Origin of the sequence: Arthrobacter zhaoxinii (assembly GCF_024385505.1) — a bacterium.
GTDB classification, from domain to species: Bacteria; Actinomycetota; Actinomycetes; order Actinomycetales; family Micrococcaceae; genus Arthrobacter_B; species Arthrobacter_B zhaoxinii.
The window spans coordinates 147,104-170,918 of the sequence record NZ_JANFLT010000006.1; the positions used below are offsets into that span (position 1 = coordinate 147,104).

Genomic DNA, 23,815 nt, shown 5'->3' on the forward strand with positions numbered 1-23,815 from the left:
CGGCGCCGGGGGAGGGTCAAGGGGTTGGTGAAGTTTTCTTAAGGACGACTGGGCGCCTGGGGCGGCAGAACGGAGCTATGTGAGTCGCTGTGCTGTGTCGATGCCTGCGCTGTGTGTGCGGAAGGTGCCGGCAAAGCCTGCGTTAGGGTTGTCGCGCAGGCCTGATACCTGCGGGAACGACGCCTAAGGTCATGGAAAAACGGGGGACCCATGGAATACCAGTATCCGTACAACGGAGATGAGCCGACGTCGTCGTCGTCTCCGCCACCGCCACCGCCTGCTGCAAGCCCGGAATCGACGGTTGTTCTTCAGGAAGCCCGGAGCGGGATGGACGGTGCAGCCGGCGGTACCGGAGATCTGCCGCCGTTGGGCGTGCTGGGGACGACGTTGATGGTAGTGGGCAACATCCTCTATCTATTGACGGCCGTTCCCGCCTTTGCCATCTTTGCGTTAGCGACACAGTTGCTCGAGGAATCGCAGTTGGACCCGCTTACCTTCTGGGCGAGTTTCGGGTGGCTGATCTCGTTCGCCGCCGGCTGGGGCGCCTTCGTATGGCTCTACCGCGACGGGGCGGCCAGACGCGGCGCCGTGGTATTCCTCGGAATCTTCTTCTTCTGGTCTGGAACATCTCTGCTGTCTCTGTTTGCGTTCGCGTAAGAACCGGCAATCGGGGAGGCGGTCGACGTCGCGCGCCGAAGTAGGCGCTGGGGCGGGTCTTGACTGCAGGTCTGTCCCGCGGGCCGTGACTGCAGGTCTGTCCGGCGGGAACAATCACGCCTCGGCGGGAGGGGGCGCCGCTGTTTCGCCGGAAAAGGGAGGCCCCCGTACCCAGTGCTTCAGGTTCCTTCCCCGCGACCGTAAACTGGCGGCAATTTATCCCCGGCAGCCCTGTGGAAGGGATGAGCGGATGGACGAGCAGCCTCTCGATCCAGCAAAGGGATCCTCCGGAGAGCCCGGTGCTTCCGCGGCGTCGGGTGCTTCTGCGGCGTCCGGGCGGAAGCCGCGCATGAGGGTCGATCCCAAACGTTCCGCCATTCTGGGCGCCATGTTCCTGATGGCCACAAGTGCCATCGGACCCGGATTCATCACCCAGACCACCGTGTTTACCGTTCAGCTCGGGGCGGCCTTCGCGTTCGCCATCCTGGTGTCGATCCTGGTGGACATCGCCGTCCAGCTGAATGTTTGGCGCATCATCGGCATTTCCGGGCTGCGGGCCCAGGTGCTGGGCAACAAGGTCCTCCCCGGGGCCGGGCTGGTACTCGCGATTCTGGTGTTCATTGGCGGACTCGTCTTCAACGTGGGCAACGTGGCCGGTACCGGCCTGGGATTGAACGCCATGCTCGGCCTGGACCCGAAGATCGGTGCTGCTGCTTCCGCTCTGCTGGCCATCCTGATCTTCCTTTCCAAGCGGGCCGGTCTGGCGCTGGACCGGGTGGTGGTGGTCCTTGGTGCCCTGATGATCCTGCTGATGCTTTACGTCGCCATTGTTGCCGGACCTCCGGTGGGGAGCGCGCTGAAGAACACCGTCCTGCCCGAGCAAGTGGATTTCCTGGCCATCACCACCCTGATCGGCGGGACAGTCGGTGGATACATCACTTATGCAGGGGCGCACCGGATGGTCGACTCGGGAAATTCCGGGCTTGAAAACATCAAGCCCATTACCCGTGCTGCTCTGTTGGGTGTGATTGTCACCGGGGTGATGCGGGTACTGCTGTTCCTGGCCGTTTTGGGTGTGGTTGCCGGGGGAGCGGTGCTGAGCGGAGAGAATCTGGCTGCCGATGCCTTCCGCATCGCTGCTGGAGAGATCGGCATCAGGTTCTTCGGCATTGTGTTCTGGGCTGCGGCCCTGACCTCGGTAATTGGTGCCTCGTACACATCCGTTTCCTTCGTCACCAAGCTTTCCGGCACCGACCGTGTCCGGAACCTTCTCACGGTGGCGTTCATCGCGGTCTGTGCGGGAGCCTATCTGCTGCTGGGCCAGCCGCCGCAGACGCTGCTGGTTTTTGCCGGGGCCTTCAACGGGCTCATTCTGCCGCTCGGGTTTGCCATCCTGCTCTGGGCTGCCTGGCGGCGCCGGGACCTCCTGTCCGGGTATCAGTATCCGCGGTGGTTGCTCATCGTCGGTGTCCTGGCCTGGCTGCTGACCCTGTACCTAGGTTGGAATTCGCTTGCCGGTCTGCAGGCTCTCTGGGCATAAGGCTTCGTGGACATAAGGCTTCGTGAAAATCGGGCTCTGTGAACACAAGGCCTTAGGGACCTAGCCGGTACACCATGGCTTCTTCGGTCCGGACGGCGGCGGCTGCATAGTCATCGGTGCATAATCCGCTCAGAAGGGTGGAGGCTCGCAAGCTGCGGCATAGTGCTCGTTGCGGCCCTGATCCGCGGAGGCTGTCCCATTCCCTGATGTCGTTCCGGACGTCGAGGCTGCTCCATACGCTGAGGCTGCTCCATAGGCTGAGGCAGCTTCATACGTTGGTTGCGCGTCATAGGCAGGTCTCGTTCCGGCTGGTACGGAGTCTCGGTGCAGTCCGGCCTTGTTCCCATCCGTCTCGTTCCCGCCCATCTGGAGGTGCGCCCGTGTCTGGTACTTCCGCCCGGCCGGAGACGTCCACTCGAGAAGCCCCGGTTCAGGCTGCCGGGCAGTCCAGAATCCAGCGGTTTTAAGGGCGTGGTGTTTTCGGCAAAGGCATTCGAGGTTCCCATGGTCCGTTGGTCCTCCTCTGGCCCACGGGATGGTGTGGTCGATCTCGGCAGTGAGTGCGTTGGCTGAGCAGCCCGGAAAGCGGCAGGTCGAATCCCGGGCCTGCAACCATCGGCGGAGTCCCGGAGGTACCCGGCGTTGCCTACCGACGCTGAGGATCTCACCGGTGTCGCCATCCTGAAGCAGCCCGGTCCAATGTCCGATGCTGCGCACCAGTTCCCGAGCCGAATCCGCGCTGATGGGTCCGTATCCATGTAGTTCTGCGGGACGGTTGTCCAAACCAAGCAGGGTTTCCGCATTGATGAGGACCATTACTTCGGCTTTCACCCGCGGTCCAAGCGGAGCGACCGGCCGTGCGGAGGTCTCCGGGGTATTCGGGGCGGAAACACTATCCGGGGCCGAAACACGGAAGGCTCCAGAGGGGGAGTGATCAGAACGCGAAGGCACTTGATTGGAAGGCGCTTGGTTGGAAAAAGCCGGGTCGGAAGGTGCGTTGTGTGGGCGGGCGGATGTCCTGCCGCGACGGTCGCTTCGGGATGAACCGAAACTCGTGCGCTCCTCGCGCCCGACGGTGCGGCTTTCACCGAGGAGCAGGGATACCAAGATGTCCGCCCGCAGCTGGTCAACGGTTCGGGGATCACCGGCCGCCTGTTCGGAGCGGGCACACGTCGTCAAACCGGTAAAGATGGCTTGGCCTTCGGGTGCAGGAAGACGGGCCGATAGGAAGCACATCCCATCCAACTGAGGTTCGAGGCACACCCTGCGGTCATTTCTAGCCTGACGGTGGCGGACATTCATGTCCGTTTCCGGCACCAGTGCCTCATACAGCCTCCGGGCTTTGCGCTCCAGCTGCGCAGCGGTCAGGCCCTGCGCTTCGCTCAGCAGGCGGTTCTCCAGTTTGGCGCGAGTGGTCTCCGGTAGCGAAACGGCCGTGGAACAGATGATCTGTGCCTTGCGGTAGCTGATTCTGCCCGCTTCCAATTCAGCCAATACGGCGGGGCACCCGGAGCAAAGCGTGGACGAATCAATCACAAGACGCTGGGCAGTCATGGGAGGGAGGGACAGGAGCGCGCCTATCTCCGAAGCCGCCAGTCGGAAAGCGGTCTGGGAATCGCACAAGGCGTCCAGGGTCCCGTCCGGATCCACGTCGCGGGTGACCAATGCTTCGAAGCGCGTTACGGCCCGGGCCTGTTGTGCCTGCGCCCACCCGATAAGAGCGTCCAGGCGTTCCAGTATTCGCAGGAGGTCGTCGCGTCCGAGGGCTTGGATATTTTGGAGCCGCAGGTCGCCGCTGAGTCCGTCGGCAATTGAGGCAAATGAAGTCGGGTCGGTACAGGCATCACTGCCGGCGCTCGCCGACCCTGACTCCGACACATGGAACTCGTATGACTGCATGAACTGATTCCATCAAGAGGCGGGGCGCCTGTCGCCAGCAGTGAGCGCGGTTGTGGAGAACCAGCCGGTGCCATGCAGGAAGTCTCAACTGTGGAGGAAGAGTGCGGATTGCGGACGGTAAACGGAATGGATGGAGCGGGGAGGTGAAGCGTTGGACCCGGGAGGTGCGGCGGTGGAACCGCGGGTTCGAGCACTGGAACGGGAAGCGAACGGGCAGGGAACCTAGGCGATCCGGAAAACCGCCCCAGGCTCAGGAACGGATCTCCCCAAACGAATCCCCACGCCCAACAGCAGTACCAGGCTCAATATCAGCACGGGAGAAAGCACCCGTACGGTGCGCACGGACAGTGGTCTCCATCTTCATGGCCTCCAGCACCGCCACGGGATCGCCTTCGGCCAGCTCCGCACCGTCGTCGGCCACCCACTTCACCAGGTTTCCGGCCATTGGGGAGGCGAGCACGGCGTCGTCAGCCCCTGTGGAACCCGCGGAATGCGCAGCACCGCCGCCCCCAGCACCGGAACCACCCGCCCGCAACGCATTCAAAAGCGCGGCCGGAACGCCCAGCACCACAGCTCGGCCGTCGACATCTATAGTCACCGTTTCCCGCTCGGCACCGGGGACCGATGCAGCAATTTCCGGCGAAGCAGCCAACGGTTCAGCAAATTCCGACTCAATCCACGTGGTGTAGACGCCCATCCGATCGGCACGTGTAAACGCTTCAGAGCGGACAACAGCACGGTGGAAGGGAACGACTGTCGGCACACCACGGATCACCAGCTCGTCCAGCGCAGCCCGGGCACGACGCAAAGCCTGCGGCCGGTCCTCGCCCCAGACGATCAGCTTGGCCATCAACGAGTCATACTCGGCAGGCACCACAGAGCCGGACCGCACACCCGAATCCATCCGAATCCCCGGACCGGTCGGCGGCTCAAACGCCTCCACAAGACCCGGTCCGGGCAGAAAACCCCGCGCGGGATCCTCGGCATTGAGCCGGAACTCAAACGCATGCCCGTACGGAACCGGATCTTCAGTGAGGGACAGCGGCAGCCCGTCGGCAATCCGGAACTGCTCCCGGACCAGGTCGACGCCGGTGGTCTCCTCGGTCACCGGATGCTCGACCTGCAGCCGGGTGTTGACTTCCAGGAAACTGATCAGCCCGTCCGGGGAAACCAGGTATTCGACAGTCCCGGCACCGGTATAGCCGGCCTCCCGGCAGATGGCTTTGGCCGATTCGTGGATGGTCACCCGCTGCTCGGAACTCAGAAACGGTGCGGGCGCTTCCTCCACAAGTTTCTGGTTCCGCCGCTGCAGCGAACAATCGCGGGTGCCGACGACGACGACGTTCCCGTGCGTGTCGGCCAGCACCTGCGCCTCCACGTGCCGGGGGCTGTCGAGGAACCGTTCCGCAAAACACTCGCCGCGGCCGAACGCCGAAACAGCTTCACGCACCGCGGATTCGAACGCGTCCTCCACATCCTCCATCCGGCGGGCGATCTTCATGCCGCGTCCACCGCCGCCGAACGCCGCCTTGATCGCCACGGGAAGCCCGTGTTCCTCGGCAAAGGCCCGGACCTCTTCAGCACTGGAAGCCGGGCCCTCGGTGCCCGGAACCAGCGGTGCCCCGGCCCGGACAGCAATCTCCCGCGCAGTGACCTTATTGCCCAGGTCGCGGATGGCCTGCGGTGACGGACCGATCCAGGTGAGCCCGGCGTCGAGCACCGCCTGCGCAAAGTCCGCATTCTCCGAAAGAAACCCGTAACCGGGATGCACCGCGTCGGCCCCTGCCCGGCGCGCGGCGTCGATCAGCTTCGGAATATTCAGATACGTGTCCGCAGCCGAGGAACCGCCCAGCGCATAGGCCTCATCTGCCACCCGCACGTGCAGCGCGTCGGCGTCGGGCTCCGAGTACACGGCAGCCGAGGCGATGCCGGCGTCCGAGCAGGCACGGGCCACCCGCACCGCAATCTCGCCGCGGTTGGCGACCAGGACCTTTTTCATGGGGTTCCTTCCGGAAACAGCGCGGCCGTGTCCTCAGCGCCGAGCGGTGTCAGGGTATCGGGATCGACAAAAACAAAACGTATGGGGTGCCCGGGCGGCAGCTGCGCGGCCAGGGGCAGGTCCTGCGGAACGACGACGGCGATCACCGGGTAGCCGCCGGTAACGGGATGGTCGGCCAGGAAGAGGACGGGCAGGCCCGACGGCGGCACCTGCAGCGAGCCGGCGACCACGCCTTCACTGGCCAGCTCCCCGTCCCGGACGCGGTGCAGCGGCTGCGCCGCAGAGTCCTCCGGGTCGGTCGCCAGCCGCACGCCGATCCGGTTGGACTCGTTGGTAGTGAACCAGACGGAACGAGTCAGGGCCGCGGCGGCGTCGGGCCCGAACCAGTCCTGCCGCGGGCCTGCGGTAATCCGCAGCAGGGTCGGGGTGGTTCCGTGACCGAGAACGCCCACGCCGCCGGGCGCACCCAACGACGACGGCTCCGGCGCCCCGACCGGAACCACACCGGACACCGCACCCACCGGTAGCCGTGCCCCGGAGTCCAACGCCGACGGACCGATGCCGCTCATGGTGTCCGTGCTCCGGCTGCCCAGGACCGGTTCAACGGGAATGCCGCCGCGAACCGCGACATAGCTGCGTACTCCGCGGAAGGGAGCACCCAGGGTCAGGGTTTCCCTATCGAGCAATGCAAAGGGAGCATTCAGTGGTGCTGGACGGTCCCGGATGCCGTCGGGGGAGACGACGGCGGCGGGCAGCTCCGCGCCGGCAAGGGCCAGGACGGCATCCCCGCGGGCCACCAGCTCCAGACCGCCGAAAAGGTTCTCGATCACGGCGACCTCGGGAGGATTGCCGACCAGCCGGTTCGCCTGCCGTGCGGACCGGGGGTCTGCGGCACCGGACACGGAGACGCCGAGGTCGGCATAGCCGGGGCGGCCCAGATCCTCGAGGAGGGACTGGAGGCCGGGGCTGCGGACCTCCAGCGAGGTGTGGTTGCGTTGGGTGGGCGAGGGAACCTGGTCCGTCGCCTCCGGTTTGGTTTCGACGGCCCCGTCCCTTGGAGATGTAGTGGCGATGAGTTTCCGGACCGGCTTGAACCAGACCGAATCGCCGGGCCGAATCAGTGCCGGAGACTCCCGGGCCAGGTCCCACATCACAGCATTCGTGCGGCCGATCAGCTGCCAGCCGCCCGGGGATTCGCGCGGATAGACAGCTGAGTAATCGCCGGCGAGCGCCACCGAACCGGCTGGCACCGCAGTGCGGGGAGTACTGCGGCGGGGAACTTTCAAGACCGGGTCACCGCCCACCAGATAAGTGAACCCGGGCGCAAATCCTCCGAATCCGCCGGTCCACGCGGTACCGGTGTGCGCCTTGATCACGGCGTCTTCGGACAGGCCGGTGAGCCGGGCAACCTCGGCGAGGTCCTCGCCGTCGTACACCGTCTCAATGGTCACCGTCCGCGCATCCGGCACCTCGCCGTGCGTGAGGTCCAGCGCCTCAATGAGTCCTTCAGCGGCAACTGTTTCCCGTCGTCTGGCAAACCGGACGAGGACGGTGGCAGCGGCAGCCAGCACATCCACCTGCCCGGGCAGCGGCCGGGTGCGGAGCTCGGCGGAGAGGGCGACGACGTCGGACAGCGACTCGAGCTCGACCAGCAGAGCGCGCGTCCCGGCCGGCCGGATGCCCCGGACACGCGTGCCCCCGCCCCTGCTCACACGAAACTCGAAATACTCACGCCGGCGTCTTCCAGCCCGGCGCGGACCGCCTTCGCCATCGCGACCGCGCCAGCGGTATCGCCGTGGACGCAGATCGATTCGGCGGACATCGGAATCTCGGTGCCGTCGATGGCGGTGATAGTGCCCTGCGTGGCGAGGCGGACCATGTTGGCGGTGACCGTACCGGCGTCGGAAATCACGGCGTTGGCGTCGCGGCGGGAGACGAGCGTGCCGTCGGGGTTGTAGTTGCGGTCAGCGAAGGCTTCGGCGACGCCGCGCAGGCCGGAGTCGGCCACCATCTCCAGGGCGACGGCGCCGGGCAGCAGCAGGACGGGCAGGTCCTTATTGAAGGTCCGGACCGCGTCGACGACGGCACGGGCGTGCACCTCGTGGCGGACGATGGTGTTGTAGAGGGCGCCGTGCGGCTTCACGTAGCGGACCTCGGATCCCGCTGCGCGGGCCAGACCCTGCAGGGCACCGAGCTGGTACAGCACGTCGTCGAACAGTTCGGTGTAGGAGCAGTCCAGGAACCGGCGGCCGAACCCGGCCAGGTCCCGGTAGGCCACGTGCGCGCCGATGGTGACGCCGGCGGCGACCGCGTCGCGGCAGGTTTGCGCAATGGTGGACGGATCGCCGGCATGGAAGCCGCAGGCCACGTTGGCGCTGGAAACGGACTCGAAGATGGCGACGTCGTCGCCCATGGTCCAGTTGCCGAAGGATTCGCCTACGTCGCTGTTCAGGTCGATGACCGGCATGGTGGAACCTCCGCACTGATGGGAACGCCGAATGGGGAACGTGGTGGGGAGCGTCCGGTAACAGTGTGCCCGTTGAGGTCAGTGTGTTCAATAACAGGCTGTGCAGCTACCCGGTCGCAGGGGCTGGAGCCGGGTAACGGAAAAGCCCCAGCTACCCGGTTGGCACGATGTTGTGGTTGCGCCGGAAGAGGTTCTGCGGATCGTAGGCGGTCTTCAAGGCGGTGAGGCGGGCCAGCTTGTCCGGGCCGTAGACGGACGGGGCAGTGCCCTGCGCCACCGGATCCTCGGCGCCCATGAAGTTCACGTACTGCGCGCCGGAGGAGAACGGTTCCACCGTCTTCGCCAGCCCGCGGACAAAAGCCGTACGGGCGGCGTCGTCCGCCGGGTCCTGCCAGAAGCCGTAAATGTTCAGCCAGTAGGGGGCATCCCGGGTGGGAAAGGCGGTGGCGTCGTCCGCGATCCGGCCGTAGGCGCCGCCCAGATGGTGGATGTCAAAGCCGGTCCCGTGCCAGGTCTGCTCACAGCCGGCGCGGACCAGGACGTCGATGGCGGCGTCATCCAGGCGGTCGATGGACGCGTTTTTCCAGTAGGCGCGGGAGCCTGGCGGGAACGTTGAATCCATGGCCGTCTGCCAGTCCGACCAGGGCACCGCCTCCACTGCCTCCATGTCAGGGGGAGCGGCGGCGGCAAGCTGCCGGATCAGCGCGTCCCCGGCCTCCTGATCCGGGTCCGCCCAGGCGAGTCCGATTACCAGCAGCGGTTGGTCGCCCATGTCCCATTCCTCGATCGGTACCAGGCAGCTGATGATGGTGGTCATCTCGTCGGGCAGGCCGGCCGCCCACGCGTCATAGGCGCGCAGAGCCTGGCGCCAGTGCATATTGCCGTACGCCAGGTTCCCGGTGAGGACTTGCGCGGGCAGCGGATGCGCCCGGAAGGTAAAAGACGACACGACGCCGAAGTTCCCGCCGCCGCCGCGAAGCCCCCAGAACAGTTCCGAATGATCATCGGCGGACGCGTGGACCTCCTCGCCGCCGGGGGTAACGACGTCGGCAGCCTCCAGGTTGTCGATGCTCAGTCCATGCGCGCGGGTCAGCCAGCCGACACCCCCGCCGAGGGTCAGCCCGGCCACCCCCGTGCCGGAAACGACGCCCATGGGAACGGCCAGGCCGTAGGGTTCGGTGGCGGCGTCGACGTCGCCCATGGTGGCTCCCGCCTGCACGGTAACGGTGCCGCTGTCCGCGTCTACGCTGACGTCCCGCAGGGCACCCATATCCAGCACGACGCCGTCGGCGACCGTGCCGTTGCCGGCCACATTGTGCCCGCCGCCGCGGACCGCCAGCGGCAGGTCCCACTGCTGCGCAAAGGCGAGGACCGCGGCAATGTCCTCAACGGAAGCAACACGCACCACCATCGCCGGCAGGACGTCGATCATGCCGTTCCAGACGCGGCGGGCGTCGTCGTAAGTCTCGTCCTGGGGTAGGACAACGGAACCGGACAGGGACGTTCGCAGGGCGGCTACGGCGTCAGGGGAGAGTTCGGGGACCATGGGGTCCACCACCTTTGGGCGGCCCACCGCCGGACGCCCGGATGGTGTTCGGTCACTTGGTTTTCCTGCCGCACTAAGAATTCTTCGCCTACCGCCCGGGGGAATCAAGGGTTTGCCCGCTCCCACCCGTGCCGACGGAGCGCCGCGCTTCCTGCTCCGAGTTCAGAGCCAGCAGCACCACCGTGAGCGGAAAACAAAAGGCCTCCCGGACCATCTTTCGTCCGGGAGACCTCAGTGTTGTTTCAGCTCGTTTCTAGCAGGGACGCCAGGATTGGCCGCCGGGCGCATAGCAGCGCGGCCCGGTGTAACCCGGGGGGCCGCTCTGCGCCGGCGGAGCCACATATTCCGGCGCAGGCGGTGCCACATACTGCGGCGTGGCAGCGCGCCGGTTCGCCTCGGCCTGTTCCGCCGCGATTCGGTTGGCCTCGGCCTGTTGGGCAGCAACACGGTTCGCCTCAGCCTGCGCGGCTTCCGCTGCCTTCCGGTCTGCCTCGGCCTGGGCCGCCGCTACCCGCTCCGCTTCAGCTTCGGCAGCCACCCGCTGAGCCTCATCCTCAACGGCCTGACGCTCATTCTGAATGCTGACCAGCGTCTCGTGACGCTCGTGCACCTTCGTCTTGGCTGCGGCGGCACGCTCTTGGAAGACTGTCTTTTCCTCGTCGGAAAGCGCGGCCCACATCATCGACGTGCCTGCTTTCGCACCGGCGTCGAGCACGTCAAAGGCAGCGTCCGCCGTCCTCACCAGGGCCAGGACGGCGGCCGCGGCGCTAGCTGCGGTCGCCACCGAAGAACCTTCGGCCTGAGCCGCAGCCTCTTCTGCGGTCTGCTCCAACGCGTCGACCATGGCAGGCACGGTGCAGGCGACGTCGGCGTTGTACATCCCGGCCTGGTTGTCCCGGGCTTCCTCGTACGCTGCATCCACCGGAGGCCGGAACTTGGCGTTCGGTTCGTATGTGACAGGAATGCCAAGACCCTGCCGTGCCACTTCGGCGTTGATGAGACGGTCGTCAGCGTCGTAGACACCGGCAAGGGTGCGTCCGTAGCGGTCCTCGCGCTCGACGTCGAACTCCAGGGTCACCGTACTTCCGGGCGGCAGAGCGTCTTCGAGGAAGTCGGTTGCTTCCGGACCCAGGCATTCCACGGGCTTATTGGGGTCCTTGGTTTCCGGAGTGTCCACGTTCAGGAGCCGAACGGTGAGTTCCTGGTCCTCGAAGTTCACCACGAGGGTGTCGCCGTCGATGACGCGGACAACTTCCCCTTGATTTGCGTTCGATGTATCGGCGGTGGAGGCGGAGGTGCACCCCGCCGTAGAGGCGGCAACGACGACGGCGGCGGCTGCGGCCAGCGCTGCTTGGCGGCTGATCATAAATTTTCCCCAACTATTGAATTGTCCGAAAGACATCTATCGGCCGGGTTCGGCTGCCGGGTAGCGGTGGCGAGGTGTTTTGGGTCACAGGTGCGGGGTGTGCCGGGCATCACGGCCACGGTTTCGTCGTTACACAGTTGGTGCCTCGGGAGGCCCGAAACCGGGTCAATCCGGAGATCGCGGCTGAAATAATAGGAAAGGCGGCTTACTTCCTCGGGGCCGCCCGTGCCACCAGAGTCTCGTGTCCAGGAATGGAGCCCCCCAAGTGTCTTCCGAATCAGCCCAGCCGTTTGAACTTTCCGCAACGGACCGCATCACCGTTTACGGTGCCAAGAACTTCCCCGAGGTGGCCGGGCTGCTGCCGGCGTCCGCGTTCCTGGCTGAGGATGACGGGCGCTTCCCGGCCGACGTCGTGCTCCTGTTCGTCGCCTCCGCAGCGGACCTGGCCCATGACCTGGCCACCGCCGCTGCCGCCGTCGAACCCGGCGGAGCCCTGTGGGTCTGCTATCCGACCGCGCAGGTCGACGGCGGAGCCCCGGACCTGAACCGGGACACGGTGGCTTCCCTTTTCGAAACCAATGACTGGGAGCCGGTGGGCGACACCGTGCTCAGCAGCGAATGGTCGGCAGTGCGCGGACAGCCCGCGGGGAAGTAAGGCTTAGGCCGGTTTGAGGCGGCCTAGTTGCCGGTGGAGCAATGCGGACACTGCACTGTGACCCCGTTCCAGGAACTCTTTGCCCAGAACGTTTTGTTGCAGGAGCGGCAGGTATGGACCTGTGTGTAGTCCCCCGTGCGACTCGCGGATGCGGTAAACGCCATTCAAAGTCCCTCACTTTCAACTGACGCAGTGTCCGTTGGCGTCTTCCTCTCCGTCGGACTGCTGCTTTACGGCTTGTCGGGGCTCTTCCACTCGTACTTGCACAGCTGACAGACGTACTTGTACCACCCCTGCCTATCCGGGCTGCCGACATCCATTCCGGTTTTCTTGCTGCAATTCGGGCATACTGCCGCCATTTTGTTCTCCTTGGGACGGGCGAAGACTGGTGGTGGTGGAATGTACATGCGGGCCGCACTCCTGAACAGGGAGAAAGGAATAGTTAATGATCGGAATCACCCCGCGGCGCATCCGGGTGGAGTAATAAGGCTTGGATTATGCCTTCAACGTGGCCAGTGGATCGATGAGTTCGGCTCGGCCAGCTTGGATAGCAGCAATCGCTGAAAGGTAGTGCCGCCACGCAGCCGCCTGATTCTCGGTGAGTGCGTTGTTGGAGATTTCATTGGAGATGCCGTTACGGATTTCGATGAGCCACGCAGATTGGCGGCCCCAGTTCTCCGGGCCTTCCTTTACTGGTACCAAAGAGGCCAGGATTTCGGGCAAAAGGTGGGAAACCGGTTGGCCTGCTTTTGTCAGAATGATGGCGCGGTTCAGGCTCTGAATGAGAATACGCTCGGCCTCATCTGCCCATCGGGCAGGAGACAAATATGCGTGTTGGGTAACTTGGGTGGTCAATCTTTCGGAAAGATCGGGGTGGAGCCGGATCCGGTGCAGCGGCGGGCGCTGCGTCCAGCGGACCTCGCGTACATCGCGCTCGAGACGGCCGTTGTCGAGGAAAGGTGTGTGGAGCAGGGATGCCTTTCCATTGGCCAGACGAATTCCGGCGGCGCGGTGGCCCCTTCCATACTTTTGCCGGTATTCCTCCGACACTCCCGCGGGCGTCAACGCCAGAAGTTCCGCCCCGTCGCTTGATACCGCCGGGAACCAAAAGTGCGGTAGTTCGGCCTGCGCCGGAACATCCAGGGTAATCGCCGGGAAGGACCTGCCGTAGGAATTGGTAGCCAGATTAAAGAGGCGGGGCACCGCCTGGCCGCGGTCATTATCGATAGTCAGCAGGCAGCTTTCATCAAGGGGCCACCACGCGGCATTGCTGATCTGAAGTACAAGGAACCGGCCGCCGGCGGTCTCGATCAGAGTGGAGTTTTGGCTTCCGCTGACTAGGAGCCACTTTCCGTCGCCGCTGAAGCGTATCGGTTCATTTCCCACGATGCCCTCGACGACCGTAAGCACCCGCCGCTGTCCGTCCGGGCCGTAAGTGGCAACAGCTCCGGTGGAGCCGCCCAGGAACTCCAAGGCGGCAATGGTACCGGTAGCTCCGTGGAGGTCCACGGAGATCACGTCTGCTCTCGAATCGAGGGGGAGGAAGACGCCGCTCTGCGAGGAGCCCACGTACAGCGAGGATGACGGTCTCAAGAGACCGTCGGGTTTCCCCTCATTCCGAAAGGTGAACCCATTCCTGCCGTCGATGGCCCCCAGATCATATGCCGGTGGGAGCCCCCAGACTTCGTGTGTCAGGTGGCCGCTGGCTACCGCGCGTCCGGTCCGGGGGTCGAGGCAGGCGGACTGAAGCGTCAACCAGGATGGTGAAATCGGCGCATCGCCTGAGGCCCGCCATGTGTACTCGAATCCCGATCCGCCCCGGCGGGAACGCAGGTCCATCGCTAGCGCGTTCGCCGATTCGAAGGTCGAGTCCGGCACGGACTCGCGGATGCGTTCGGTTGTCGTGTAGCGGGCCAGTGCCGGCCAGTGGAATGGACGACCTGCCAAGTTCTCCTCGGAGGCAGCCTCTAACCGGTCCCACAGCGACCGGCCGTCAGCAACCGGCAGTTCGGATACAGTCAGGCGGTCCGGGGCGTCGAACGTCCCGCTGTCGGGTGGGCCGGCGAGAAAATCAGCTGCCATCCGCTCGCTGAGATCCTCGAGCCCGGCGGCGTCGATGCCGGTGGGGACATCGAGGACTAGCGCTAGCTGGTCGGCAACATGTTCCAGAGAGTATGGTCCTTTCGCAGCGAGGGCCCGGTATTTCCAAGCATCATCTCCGGACAGGGCGTCGGGCGGGGCATCAATGCTGATGAGCAAAAGGGTCCTGCCCCCGATAAGACAGAAGAGGATATTTACCGTATCGCCGTCGCCGTCCTGCAGCACGCGGCGGTACATGTCCAGCTCCAGCCGTTCCCAGGAATGAGCCGCCCGCCGTGCCCACAGCGGCAGTGTCACGTAATGGTCCGGGTCCTGGCGGAGGCGGATGAATCTCGGGCTCTCCCAGACGGGAACGACGTCGGCCCCTGCCACGAGGTCAGCGACCGTTCGCGTCGTTGAGCCTAGGTGCACGGATTCCACCGCGAGGGGAGGGCGGGCAGATTGGAGGGGCTGAAGGAGGTGCTTAATCACGAAACCGCTATCCGCGTCCGGCGCGCACAAGATCAAAATGGCCGACCCCAGAGGGCCTTCCACCGCACACCAAGTGATTTCCGTGTCTTGCTCCAGTTGGAAGAAACCTCGGGCCCGGTGGATCGATCCCATCAACGTAGGCGCAAGATCGGCAGCCTCTTCGAGAAGGTCTTCTGCTTTAACCGGTCCGCTGAATACAACGCAGAAGCCGCAGGCTTCCAACAGCGAGTACAGCAACTGCCGAGGATCCGAGGGCTCCAGTCCGGGGTTTCGAACCATAGCCGTTTCCCTGGCTTCCGGCTGCGTCGGCCTAGCGTCCGCGGGCGCAGGCTGCGGACGATTCTCTTTTCGGAACAAGCCCATTCCGGTTCTCCTCTGGTACACGACCCCGACATCCCGGCTGCCACAGTTCGTCCGTGGCACTAGTGGAGGATTCTTACCACACGGGTCGAGGTAGGCGCTCCCCCTAGTGGATTCCGGACTACCTGTTCGCAGGTAACGGCGGGTCGGACGTAGTTTCTGTCGACGGCTTCCGCAGGCACGGCCACCGGCGCATACTCGGGTGCATCCGAACCGTTCCCCCGTAAGGAGACCGCCATGCCCTCGAACATGAACCCGTACCTGAACTTCCGGGACAATGCCGCCCAAGCGATGGCGTTCTACCAGGACGTCTTCGGCGGAACGTTGGAAAGCTCCACGTTCGCGGAAATGAATATGTCCGATGACCCGTCGGAGGCAAACAAGATCATGCATTCCACGCTGACCACGGACAGCGGTTTTGTGCTGATGGCCTCGGATACGCCCAACAGTATGGCCGGCCCGGAAAGCGTGGCACCGGATTCCAGCAACGGGTATGCCATTGCTTTGAGCGGCGACAACAGCGACGAGCTGCGCGGCTACTGGGACAAGCTGCTCGACGGCGGCCAGATGACCCTGCCGCTGGAAAAGGCACCGTGGGGCGATGTTTTCGGCATGGTGACCGACCGGTTCGGGACCAGCTGGATGATCAGCATCGAGGGGGAGGACTCCTAGTATCCAAGATGCTTGGCACTTCAGCCGCCCTCGCGACGACGGCGGCCCGCATGACGGCGGCTCAGTTGCCTCCACCGGACTGCGTTGCCGCCCACTCCGCGACCCGCCGGGCGCTCTCCTCCTCGGAAAGGTCCTCAACCCGGGACATCACAGACCAGCGGACCCCGAACGGGTCACGGATACTGGCGAAGCGGTCGCCCGAGACAAAGGTTGTCAGCGGTTCACGGATAACGGCACCGGCCGCCACAGCCCGCGCCACCGTCTGGTCCACATCAGCGCAGTAGAGCCCGAGCGAGTAGCAGTCGCTGTCCCCTTCAGGGGGAAGCACCAGCCCGAACGCGGGATTGGGTTCGCCCAGCTGAAGCCGGCCCATTCCGAAGTCGAGATCGGCGTGCACCACCACCCCGTCCATCTCGGTTACGTCCACCACCCGCGCATTGAACACATCACGGTAAAACGCGATGGCGTTACGGGCATCCGGAACGGCCAGGAACGGGGTCAGGCTGGTGGCGCCGTGCGGAACCCCGCCGGTGGTGTGTTCACCGGTGAGCCCGGCAGCGGTTTTGTCTGAAGCGGTGTTGTCTGTGAAAGTCATGCTGCAAGGCTAGGCAGCAGCACCAGGGTGGCGCTTGAAGATTCGCGACAGTAAGATCTCCGACCGCCAGCAGTACACGAATAACCGGAGAAATGAGCAGGCTATGGAGGACCAGTGGCGCGGGCTGCTCTACCCCGCCCGGCTGCCTGCGTTTCACCGTCTGCTGCCTCCGGACCTGCTCCGGGACCGCCTGCGCTGGGTCTGGATTCCGGAATGGGATCTGGAACCCGGCCAGGTCTCCCGGCAGGAGGTCCTGCCTTTTCCGGCCTCGAACCTGGTGGTGCAGGAGGACGGCGTCAGTCTTTCCGGTCCCGCCACGCGGCGCTCCTTCCGCGACCTGGCGGGGCGGGGCTGGGCTGTCGGAATGCTGCTGCGTCCCGCCGCCGTACCAGTCTTCACCGACAACCCGGGCGGCCTCCGCGACACGGAAATCCCGTTCCACGCCCCGGACCTGCATGCCGCGGTGACGGCAGCAATGAGCAGCGGCGCCGGCGATGGTGAGGGCGACGGCGCCCTCCGCCGGCAGCGTGCAGCGGAGACGGCTGCCGAGTGGCTGGATGCCCGCGTCCCGGTACCAACAGCCGAAGCCGACGCAGCCAACAGGTTGGAGGACCTGATCTCCTCCGACCGGGAGCTGACCCGGGTCGACCAGGCAGCTCAACGGCTCGGCGTCTCCGTCCGAACCCTGCAGCGCCTGGCGCGCCGGTTTGTCGGCCTGCCGCCGCTGGCGATGATCCGCCGTTACCGGCTGCAGGAGGCAGCGGAACGGCTGCGCGGAAACAGCGGAATCTCCATTGCCGATGTCGCCGTCGACCTCGGCTACGCCGACCACGCCCACCTGACCAACGCATTCCGGGAGGTCCTGGGCTTCACCCCGAGCGGCTACCGGGACTCCGCAGCCCCGTAGGCGCCGCGGATGCTGCACGGTCTCGATCCTGTAACTTTTCGAGTTCAGCTTGTGATGGAAGACACTTCAGGGATATGTTGTCTTCGCCTACAAATCGTTGATGCCATGCGTCGACAGGGCGCTACAGCGTTGTATCCGCTCGATCCGGCCCGCAGCGGACCCGTAGCCGTTTCCGTCAACACCAGGCGGAACGGCTCCGCCCCGGCAGGATCCTTTTCGAAGGTTTTCCAGCATGACCAGAATTAAGAATGTTTCGGCCGTTTTCCTGGCCGTTGGCCTGGCGGCAGGCATGTCGGCCTGTGCACCCGCGGGCTCGACCGAAGCTGAAGGCGAGGCCGGCTCCTGCAACGTCGGGATCTCCATGCCCACGCGCAGCCTCGAACGCTGGATCAATGACGGTGAGGGGCTCAAGGAAAATCTCGAAGCCCAGGACTGCACCGTTGACCTGCAGTACGCGGATGACAAGACAGACCAGCAGATCAGCCAGATCCAGAACCAGGTTGCCGGCGGTGCGAAGATCCTTGTGGTCGCAGCCATCGACGGCGAAACCCTCGGCCCGGCGCTCGAAGACGCCAAGGACCAGGACGTACAGGTCATCGCCTATGACCGCCTGATCAACGGCACCGAAGCCGTGGACTACTACGCCACGTTCGACAACTACAAGGTGGGCCAGCTCCAGGGCGAGTTCATCGAAGAGCAGCTCGGCCTGGCCGAGGGCAAGGGCCCGTTCAACCTCGAGCCCTTCGCCGGCAGCCCCGATGACAACAACGCCTCGTTCTTCTTCTCCGGAGCTTGGGACGTACTGCTTCCCTACGTGGAAAGCGGCCAGCTGGTGGTTCCCTCCGGGAAGTCCCCGGCGAGCAACGACGAGTGGACGTCCATCGGCATCCTCGGCTGGCAGTCCGCCGATGCGCAGGCCGAAATGGATAACCGCCTGCAGTCCTTCTACACCGGAGGCGAGAAGGTCGACGTCGTACTGTCCCCGAATGACAGCCTGGCGCTGGGTATCGAGGCCTCGCTGGACTCCGCCGGGTACAAGCCGGGCTCGGACTGGCCGCTCATCACCGGTCAGGACGCCGACGTCGCGAACGTCAAGGCCATGCTGGCAGACCAGCAGTCCATGACCGTCTGGAAGGACACCCGCGAGCTGGGTGCCCAGGTGGAGACCATGATCATGGCCCTCGTTGACGGCGAGGACGTAGAGGTCAACGACACCGAGACCTACAACAACGAGGTCAAGGTGGTCCCCACCTACATCCTCGATCCGCAGGTGGTCACCAAGGACACCGTCCAGTCCGCGCTGGTGGAGTCCGGCTTCCTCGAAGCCGGCGACGTCGGTCTCTAACCCCCGGGCGTTACTTTCGACGGGCATAAGCAGCGGCGTGCGACGGCGGAAAACCGCCGCACGCCGCTGCCGCCTGTATTGAAGCTACTGAAGCGAGAACGACATGACTGACGTCATCCTGTCCATGGACGGCATTGTGAAGGAGTTCAACGGCATCCGGGCCCTCGACGAGGTGTCCGTGAACGTTGAACGCGGCGAAGTCCACGCCGTCTGCGGCGAAAACGGTGCCGGTAAATCCACCCTGATGAAGGTGCTCAGCGGGGTCTACCCGCACGGCAGCTTCGCGGGAACCATCACCCTTGACGGCAAACCCGTCAGCTACAGCTCGATCAACGACAGCGAGCGCGACGGCATTGTGATCATCCACCAGGAACTGGCGCTGAGCCCGTACCTGTCCATCGCGGAGAACATCTTCCTCGGCAACGAGGTGGCCCGAGGCGGAGTGATCGACTGGAACAAGACGAATCTGTTGGCCGCCGCCCTGCTGGAGCGGGTGGGGCTGGACGAGAATCCGGCCACCAAGATCCTCGAGCTCGGCGTAGGTAAGCAGCAGCTGGTGGAGATTGCCAAGGCACTCTCCAAAGAGGTTAAGATCCTGATCCTCGACGAGCCCACAGCCGCACTGAACGACGACGACTCCGCCCACCTGCTGGGCCTGATCGACCAGCTGCGCGGGCAGGGGATCACCTCGATCATTATTTCCCACAAGCTCAAGGAAATCCGCTCGATTGCCGATACCGTCACGGTGATCCGCGACGGGAAGACCATTGAAGATTTTCCGGTGGAGGACACCGACGAGATTGAAACCCGGATCATCCGCGCCATGGTCGGCCGCCCGCTGGACCACCAGTTCCCGCCCCGGGAACCGGACATCGGCGAGGAGAAGTTTCGCGTGGAGGACTGGACAGTGCACCACCCGGCGGATCCGGACCGCGTGGTGGTGAAGGACGCGTCCTTCAACGTCCGTGCCGGGGAGATCATCGGGTTCGCCGGCCTGATGGGCGCCGGCCGCACGGAGCTGGCCATGAGCATCTTCGGCCGCTCCTACGGCACCGGAATTTCCGGGCGGGTCTACAAGGACGGCGTCGAAATCGGCACCCGTACGGTGGGCGAGGCAATCCGCAACGGACTGGCCTACGTCAGCGAGGACCGCAAGCGCTACGGCCTGAACCTCATCGGCAACGTGACCGTCAACGTCTCCGCTGCCGCACTGGGCAAACTGGCCCGGCTGGGCGTCATTGACCGGCACCGGGAATACGCCGTGGCGGACGACTACCGGCAGCGGATGAACATCCGCACCCCCAGCGTCACCTCGACCGTCGGCAACCTCTCCGGCGGAAACCAGCAGAAAGTAGTCCTCAGCAAGTGGATCTACTCCGGCCCGGAGGTGCTGATCCTCGATGAACCCACCCGCGGGATCGACGTCGGCGCCAAGTACGAAATTTACGGAATCATCAACGAGATGGCGGCCCAGGGCAAAGCCGTAATCGTCATCTCCAGCGAACTGCCCGAACTGATCGGGCTCTGTGACCGCATCTACACCATCGCCGAGGGACGGCTCACTGCAGAAGTGGACCGTGCCGACGCCACCCAGGAAGAACTGATGCGACACATGACCGCCGCCAGGACCCAAGGAGTACAAGTCCAGTGACCACCACAACCCCAGAACAGGCGAAGGCACCGCTGCCGCCGCAAGCCGCGGCTGCGAAGAAGCGCCGGCGGGTAGACCTGCGCCAATACGGCATCCTGGCCGCACTTGTTGTGATCATCCTGCTGTTCCAGGTGCTCACCGGCGGCCGGCTGCTCTACCCGGGCAATATCAGCAACCTCATCCAGCAAAACGCCTATGTGCTGATCCTGGCCATCGGCATGGTCATGGTGATCATTGCCGGACACATCGACCTCTCCGTGGGCTCCGTGGTGGCCGCGGTGGGAGCCATTGCCGCCCTGGCCATGAATGACTGGGGAATGCCCTGGTGGGCCGCCGTAGTGCTTTCGCTGGTGGCCGGTGCGCTGATCGGAGCCTGGCAGGGCTTCTGGGTGGCGTTCGTGGGGATACCCGCCTTCATTGTCACGTTGGCCGGGATGCTCGTCTTCCGCGGCGTCGCCCTGGTCCTGCTGACCGGCGGCACAGTCAGCGGCCTGCCGCGGCCGTTCAACGCCATCGGCTCCGGCGCCCTGCCCTCCACCGGCACTCCGGACCTGCTCACCCTGGGCATCGGCGCCCTGGCATCGATTGCCCTGGTGGTGCAGCAGCTGAAGGGCCGGGCGGACCTGCGCCGGCTCGACCTGCCGCGGGAACGGATGGGCTCGTTCGTGTTCAAGAACGCCGTAGCCGTGTTCGCCATCATGTACCTCTGCTACCTGCTGGCCTACAGCCGCGGCCTGCCGATCATCCTGATCATCCTTGCCGGGCTGGTGATGGCCTACTCGTTCCTGCTGGGCCGAACGGTGTTCGGTCGCCACATCTACGCCATGGGCGGCAACCTGAATGCTGCCATGATGTCCGGCGTGAAGACCCGGTGGGTGAACTTCCTGGTGTTCGTGAACATGGGCTTCCTCGCCGGTCTTGCCGCCGTGGTCAGCACCGCCCGCGCCGGCGGAGCAGTGGCCTCGGCCGGTGAAGGGTTTGAGCTGGACGCCATTGCCGCAGTGTTCATCGGCGGCGCTTCGGTGCAGGGCGGTGTGGGCACCGTGGTGGGCGCCGTGATTGGCGGCCTGGTGATGGGTGTGCTGAACCAGGGCCTGTCCATCCTGTCCGTGGACGCCGCGTGGCAGCAGATCATCAAGGGCCTCGTGCTGCTGCTGGCCGTTGTCTTCGGTCTCAGCCGGAAGCGCAACGCCCGGTAGGTTTTCTCGCAGCGAACGACGACGGCGGCTTACCTCCCGATGGAGGGGCCGCCGTCGTTGTTGTTGAGGCGTTAGCGCGAGGAAAAGGCCGCGTCGAACGCCGCATCGGGCGGATCCAGCGCGAGCGAACGGACAAAGGCCAGGGCTTCCGGCGCCCCGACCAGCCGGTCCATCCCGGCGTCCTCCCACTCCACCGAGATGGGTCCCTTGTAGCCGATGCTGTTGAGCATCCGGAAGGCGTCCTCCCAGGGGACGTCCCCGTGGCCCGTGGAAACGAAGTCCCAGCCACGCCGCGGATCGGCCCAGGGCAGGTGCGAGCCGAGCCGGCCGTTGCGGCCGTTGCTCATCCGCTTCTTCGTGTCCTTGCAGTCCACATGGTAGATCCGGTCCTGAAAATCCCAGAGGAACGCCACCGGATCCAGGTCCTGCCAGACAAAGTGGCTCGGGTCCCAGTTCAGGCCGAAGGCGGGCCGGTTGCCGATCGCCTCCATCGCCCGGACGGTGGTCCAGTAGTCGTAGGCAATCTCGCTGGGATGGACTTCGTGGGCAAAGCGCACGCCCACCTCGTCGAAGACGTCGAGGATGGGATTCCACCGGTCGGCAAAGTCCTGGTAGCCGGCGTCGATGGCCTCCGCGGAAACCGGCGGGAACATGGCCACGTATTTCCAGATGGACGAACCGGTGAAGCCGATCACGGTGTCCACCCCCAGCGCTGCGGCAAGCCGGGCGGTGTGCTTCATTTCCTCCGCAGCCCGTTGCCGGACGCCCTCCGGATCGCCGTCGCCCCACACCTGGTCGGACACCATGTCCCGGTGGCGCTGATCGATCGGATCGTCGCAGACCGCCTGCCCCTTGAGGTGGTTGGAAATGGCGAACACCTTCAGGTGGTACTTCTCCAGGATGTCGCGGCGGCTCTGCACGTATTCCTCGTCATCCCAGCGCCAGGGGTCCAGATGGTCGCCCCAGCAGGCGATTTCCAGCCCGTCGTACCCCCAGCCGGAGGCAAGCCGGGCCACTTCTTCGAGCGGTAGATCCGCCCACTGGCCGGTAAACAGAGTGACTGGTCGGGACATATGCAGGCTCCTTTGCCTAGGGATTCAGGGGCTGGGTCGTCAGCGTACGGGCAACCATACGCTGGACTTGGCTGCACTGCGGGCTACGGCATCGAGGACTTCCTGGACCTGCAGTCCGTCAGCGAACGACGGCGCGGGTGCGGTTCCGGCGGCGATAGCCTCCACGAAGTCCTTGGCCTGGTGCACGAAGCCGTGTTCGTAGCCCAGCGAATGGCCGGCCGGCCACCACGCCGAGAGGTAGGGATGCTCCGGTTCGGTCACCATGATGCGGGTGAATCCCTGCCGGTCCGGCGGCAGCGTGTAATCCATAAAGCCCAGGAAATTCAGGTCCTCCAGGTCGAAGCTGATCGCACCGAGACTGCCGGAGATTTCCAGCCGGAACGCGTTCTTGCGCCCGGTGGCCATCCGGCTGGCTTCGAAGGAGCCCAGCACGCCGTCCTCGAACCGCCCGGTAAACAGGGCGACGTCGTCGACCGTCACCGGGCCTCGGGTGCCGGCCGCTCCGGCGCCTCCGCCCAGTCCGGTGCCGCGCTGTTCCGCGTCGGGCACGGGACGGGTGGGCACGAGGGTGGCGAGGGTGCCGCTGACCTCGGCCAGCGGGACCCCGGTGATGTACTGGGCCAGGTCGATGGCGTGCGCGCCCAGGTCGCCGAGGACGCCGGATCCGGCCTTGTCCTGCTGCAGCCGCCAGGTCAGCGGGGAGTCCTCGTCCACGAGCCAGTCCTGCAGGTACACGGCCCGGACCTGCCGCACCGTGCCGATGGCGCCCGATGCCACCAGGTTCCGGGCGTGCGTGGTGGCGGGCAGCCGCCGGTAGGTGAAGCCCACCATCGCCTGCACGCCCCGGGCTTCGGCGCGGGCGGCGGCGTCGGCCATCGCCCGTGCCTCTTTCACCGTGTTGGCCAGCGGCTTTTCGCAGAGCACGTGCTTGCCGGCGTCGAGCGCTGCAATGGCGATCTCCGCGTGGGAGGCACCGGGGGTGACGATGTCCACGACGTCGATGTCCTCCCGGGTGACGGCCTCCCGCCAGTCGGTGGCGGACCCGGCCCAGCCCCATTTCCGCGCGGCATCCTGCGTCCGTTCTGCATCGCGGCCCACCAGCAGCTCCATCTGCGGCTGCAGGGGCAGATCGAAGAACCGGGGAGCCACCCGCCAGGCCTGCGAGTGGGCCGCCCCCATAAAGCCGTGCCCCACCAGTGCCACCCTCAGCGGCTTGTTCATGTTTTCTCCTTTGTGCTGTGCTGCATTTGAGACCGTGCGCCCGCCCAGGAAGACTGTGCATTAGGCAAAGACAGCGGAGGTTGCCTGCGCCA

At 65.2% G+C, this 23,815-nt stretch carries 18 protein-coding genes; 8 read left to right on the forward strand and 10 right to left on the reverse strand.

The genetic code is table 11. From position 1 onward, the window contains the following. The first annotated feature begins 210 nt into the window (after positions 1–210). Together NNX37_RS12195 and NNX37_RS12200 are read left to right on the forward strand one after the other, a co-directional pair. Entirely contained in the window at positions 211–657 is a 447-nt protein-coding gene (locus tag NNX37_RS12195) for a hypothetical protein (RefSeq protein WP_255793019.1), read from the forward strand. A 349-nt stretch (positions 658–1,006) separates the two neighbouring features. Next, on the forward strand, positions 1,007–2,197 hold the full coding sequence (locus NNX37_RS12200; protein ID WP_255793020.1) for an NRAMP family divalent metal transporter: 1,191 nt from the start codon (positions 1,007–1,009) through the stop codon (positions 2,195–2,197). Positions 2,198–2,326: 129 nt separating this feature from the next. Here the strand turns inward: NNX37_RS12200 and NNX37_RS16635 are convergent, their stop codons facing one another. The 6 genes from NNX37_RS16635 to NNX37_RS12225 form a co-directional block, all read right to left on the reverse strand. Beyond that, positions 2,327–4,096, reverse strand: coding sequence for an HNH endonuclease signature motif containing protein (locus tag NNX37_RS16635; protein WP_407079955.1), 1,770 nt, complete (start codon positions 4,094–4,096; stop codon positions 2,327–2,329). A gap of 250 nt (positions 4,097–4,346) precedes the next feature. Beyond that, entirely contained in the window at positions 4,347–6,095 is a 1,749-nt protein-coding gene (locus NNX37_RS12205) for an ATP-binding protein (protein WP_255793021.1), read from the reverse strand. Beyond that, on the reverse strand, positions 6,092–7,807 hold the full coding sequence (locus NNX37_RS12210; RefSeq protein ID WP_255793022.1) for a 5-oxoprolinase subunit B/C family protein: 1,716 nt from the start codon (positions 7,805–7,807) through the stop codon (positions 6,092–6,094). The genes NNX37_RS12205 and NNX37_RS12210 overlap by 4 nt, the downstream gene beginning before the upstream one ends. Further along, positions 7,804–8,562, reverse strand: coding sequence for a LamB/YcsF family protein (locus tag NNX37_RS12215; protein WP_255793023.1), 759 nt, complete (start codon positions 8,560–8,562; stop codon positions 7,804–7,806). The genes NNX37_RS12210 and NNX37_RS12215 overlap by 4 nt, the downstream gene beginning before the upstream one ends. A gap of 151 nt (positions 8,563–8,713) precedes the next feature. Continuing rightward, positions 8,714–10,135 carry an FAD-binding oxidoreductase gene (locus NNX37_RS12220; RefSeq protein ID WP_255793025.1) on the reverse strand — a complete coding sequence of 474 codons (1,422 nt, stop codon included), beginning with the start codon at positions 10,133–10,135 and terminating at the stop codon, positions 8,714–8,716. A 226-nt stretch (positions 10,136–10,361) separates the two neighbouring features. Next, entirely contained in the window at positions 10,362–11,474 is a 1,113-nt protein-coding gene (locus tag NNX37_RS12225; RefSeq protein WP_255793026.1) for a thermonuclease family protein, read from the reverse strand. Between the two features lie 265 nt (positions 11,475–11,739). On the opposite strand from NNX37_RS12225, the gene NNX37_RS12230 reads away from it, so the two are divergent. After that, positions 11,740–12,129 carry a hypothetical protein gene (locus NNX37_RS12230; RefSeq protein WP_255793027.1) on the forward strand — a complete coding sequence of 130 codons (390 nt, stop codon included), beginning with the start codon at positions 11,740–11,742 and terminating at the stop codon, positions 12,127–12,129. 495 nt (positions 12,130–12,624) lie between these two features. Here the strand turns inward: NNX37_RS12230 and NNX37_RS12235 are convergent, their stop codons facing one another. Further along, positions 12,625–14,979 (reverse strand): hypothetical protein, encoded by a 2,355-nt coding sequence (locus NNX37_RS12235; protein ID WP_255793028.1) that lies wholly within the window; start codon positions 14,977–14,979, stop codon positions 12,625–12,627. A 318-nt stretch (positions 14,980–15,297) separates the two neighbouring features. Here NNX37_RS12235 and NNX37_RS12240 point away from each other — a divergent pair, with 318 nt between their 5' ends. Continuing rightward, on the forward strand, positions 15,298–15,732 hold the full coding sequence (locus NNX37_RS12240) for a VOC family protein (RefSeq protein WP_255793030.1): 435 nt from the start codon (positions 15,298–15,300) through the stop codon (positions 15,730–15,732). Between the two features lie 61 nt (positions 15,733–15,793). Here the strand turns inward: NNX37_RS12240 and NNX37_RS12245 are convergent, their stop codons facing one another. Next, complete coding sequence (locus NNX37_RS12245) at positions 15,794–16,327, reverse strand: VOC family protein (RefSeq protein ID WP_255793031.1); 534 nt, start codon at positions 16,325–16,327, stop codon at positions 15,794–15,796. Between the two features lie 34 nt (positions 16,328–16,361). Between NNX37_RS12245 and NNX37_RS12250 the strand changes: the two genes are divergently transcribed. From NNX37_RS12250 to mmsB, 4 genes are all read left to right on the forward strand, one after another. Beyond that, the gene (locus tag NNX37_RS12250; protein ID WP_308206321.1) at positions 16,362–17,234 is read left to right on the forward strand and encodes an AraC family transcriptional regulator; all 873 of its coding nucleotides are present in this window, start codon (positions 16,362–16,364) and stop codon (positions 17,232–17,234) included. Between the two features lie 232 nt (positions 17,235–17,466). Beyond that, positions 17,467–18,579 carry a multiple monosaccharide ABC transporter substrate-binding protein gene (gene chvE / locus NNX37_RS12255; RefSeq protein ID WP_255793032.1) on the forward strand — a complete coding sequence of 371 codons (1,113 nt, stop codon included), beginning with the start codon at positions 17,467–17,469 and terminating at the stop codon, positions 18,577–18,579. Between the two features lie 103 nt (positions 18,580–18,682). Beyond that, positions 18,683–20,230 carry a multiple monosaccharide ABC transporter ATP-binding protein gene (mmsA, locus tag NNX37_RS12260; protein WP_255793033.1) on the forward strand — a complete coding sequence of 516 codons (1,548 nt, stop codon included), beginning with the start codon at positions 18,683–18,685 and terminating at the stop codon, positions 20,228–20,230. Next, a complete protein-coding gene (mmsB, locus tag NNX37_RS12265) occupies positions 20,227–21,429 on the forward strand; it encodes a multiple monosaccharide ABC transporter permease (RefSeq protein WP_407079956.1) in 1,203 nt (400 codons plus the stop codon). Before mmsA ends, mmsB begins: the two co-directional genes overlap by 4 nt. A 71-nt stretch (positions 21,430–21,500) precedes the next feature. On the opposite strand, the gene NNX37_RS12270 is transcribed toward mmsB, so the two are convergent. Together NNX37_RS12270 and NNX37_RS12275 are read right to left on the reverse strand one after the other, a co-directional pair. Continuing rightward, complete coding sequence (locus NNX37_RS12270; RefSeq protein ID WP_255793034.1) at positions 21,501–22,502, reverse strand: sugar phosphate isomerase/epimerase family protein; 1,002 nt, start codon at positions 22,500–22,502, stop codon at positions 21,501–21,503. 39 nt (positions 22,503–22,541) lie between these two features. Further along, the gene (locus NNX37_RS12275; protein ID WP_255793035.1) at positions 22,542–23,723 is read right to left on the reverse strand and encodes a Gfo/Idh/MocA family protein; all 1,182 of its coding nucleotides are present in this window, start codon (positions 23,721–23,723) and stop codon (positions 22,542–22,544) included. Positions 23,724–23,815 lie beyond the last annotated feature (92 nt).

Bases quoted from the DNA above. Each gene is read 5' to 3' on its own strand.
- NNX37_RS12200 (WP_255793020.1), top strand. From the start codon at position 1,007: ATGAGGGTCGATCCCAAACGTTCCGCCATTCTGGGCGCCATGTTCCTG.
- NNX37_RS12215 (WP_255793023.1), bottom strand. From the start codon at position 8,562: ATGCCGGTCATCGACCTGAACAGCGACGTAGGCGAATCCTTCGGCAAC.
- NNX37_RS12270 (WP_255793034.1), bottom strand. From the start codon at position 22,502: ATGTCCCGACCAGTCACTCTGTTTACCGGCCAGTGGGCGGATCTACCG.
- NNX37_RS12240 (WP_255793030.1), top strand. From the start codon at position 15,298: ATGCCCTCGAACATGAACCCGTACCTGAACTTCCGGGACAATGCCGCC.
- NNX37_RS12245 (WP_255793031.1), bottom strand. From the start codon at position 16,327: ATGACTTTCACAGACAACACCGCTTCAGACAAAACCGCTGCCGGGCTC.
- NNX37_RS12235 (WP_255793028.1), bottom strand. From the start codon at position 14,979: ATGGTTCGAAACCCCGGACTGGAGCCCTCGGATCCTCGGCAGTTGCTG.
- mmsA (WP_255793033.1), top strand. From the start codon at position 18,683: ATGACTGACGTCATCCTGTCCATGGACGGCATTGTGAAGGAGTTCAAC.
- NNX37_RS12195 (WP_255793019.1), top strand. From the start codon at position 211: ATGGAATACCAGTATCCGTACAACGGAGATGAGCCGACGTCGTCGTCG.
- chvE (WP_255793032.1), top strand. From the start codon at position 17,467: ATGACCAGAATTAAGAATGTTTCGGCCGTTTTCCTGGCCGTTGGCCTG.
- NNX37_RS16635 (WP_407079955.1), bottom strand. From the start codon at position 4,096: ATGCAGTCATACGAGTTCCATGTGTCGGAGTCAGGGTCGGCGAGCGCC.
- NNX37_RS12205 (WP_255793021.1), bottom strand. From the start codon at position 6,095: ATGAAAAAGGTCCTGGTCGCCAACCGCGGCGAGATTGCGGTGCGGGTG.
- NNX37_RS12275 (WP_255793035.1), bottom strand. From the start codon at position 23,723: ATGAACAAGCCGCTGAGGGTGGCACTGGTGGGGCACGGCTTTATGGGG.
- NNX37_RS12225 (WP_255793026.1), bottom strand. From the start codon at position 11,474: ATGATCAGCCGCCAAGCAGCGCTGGCCGCAGCCGCCGCCGTCGTCGTT.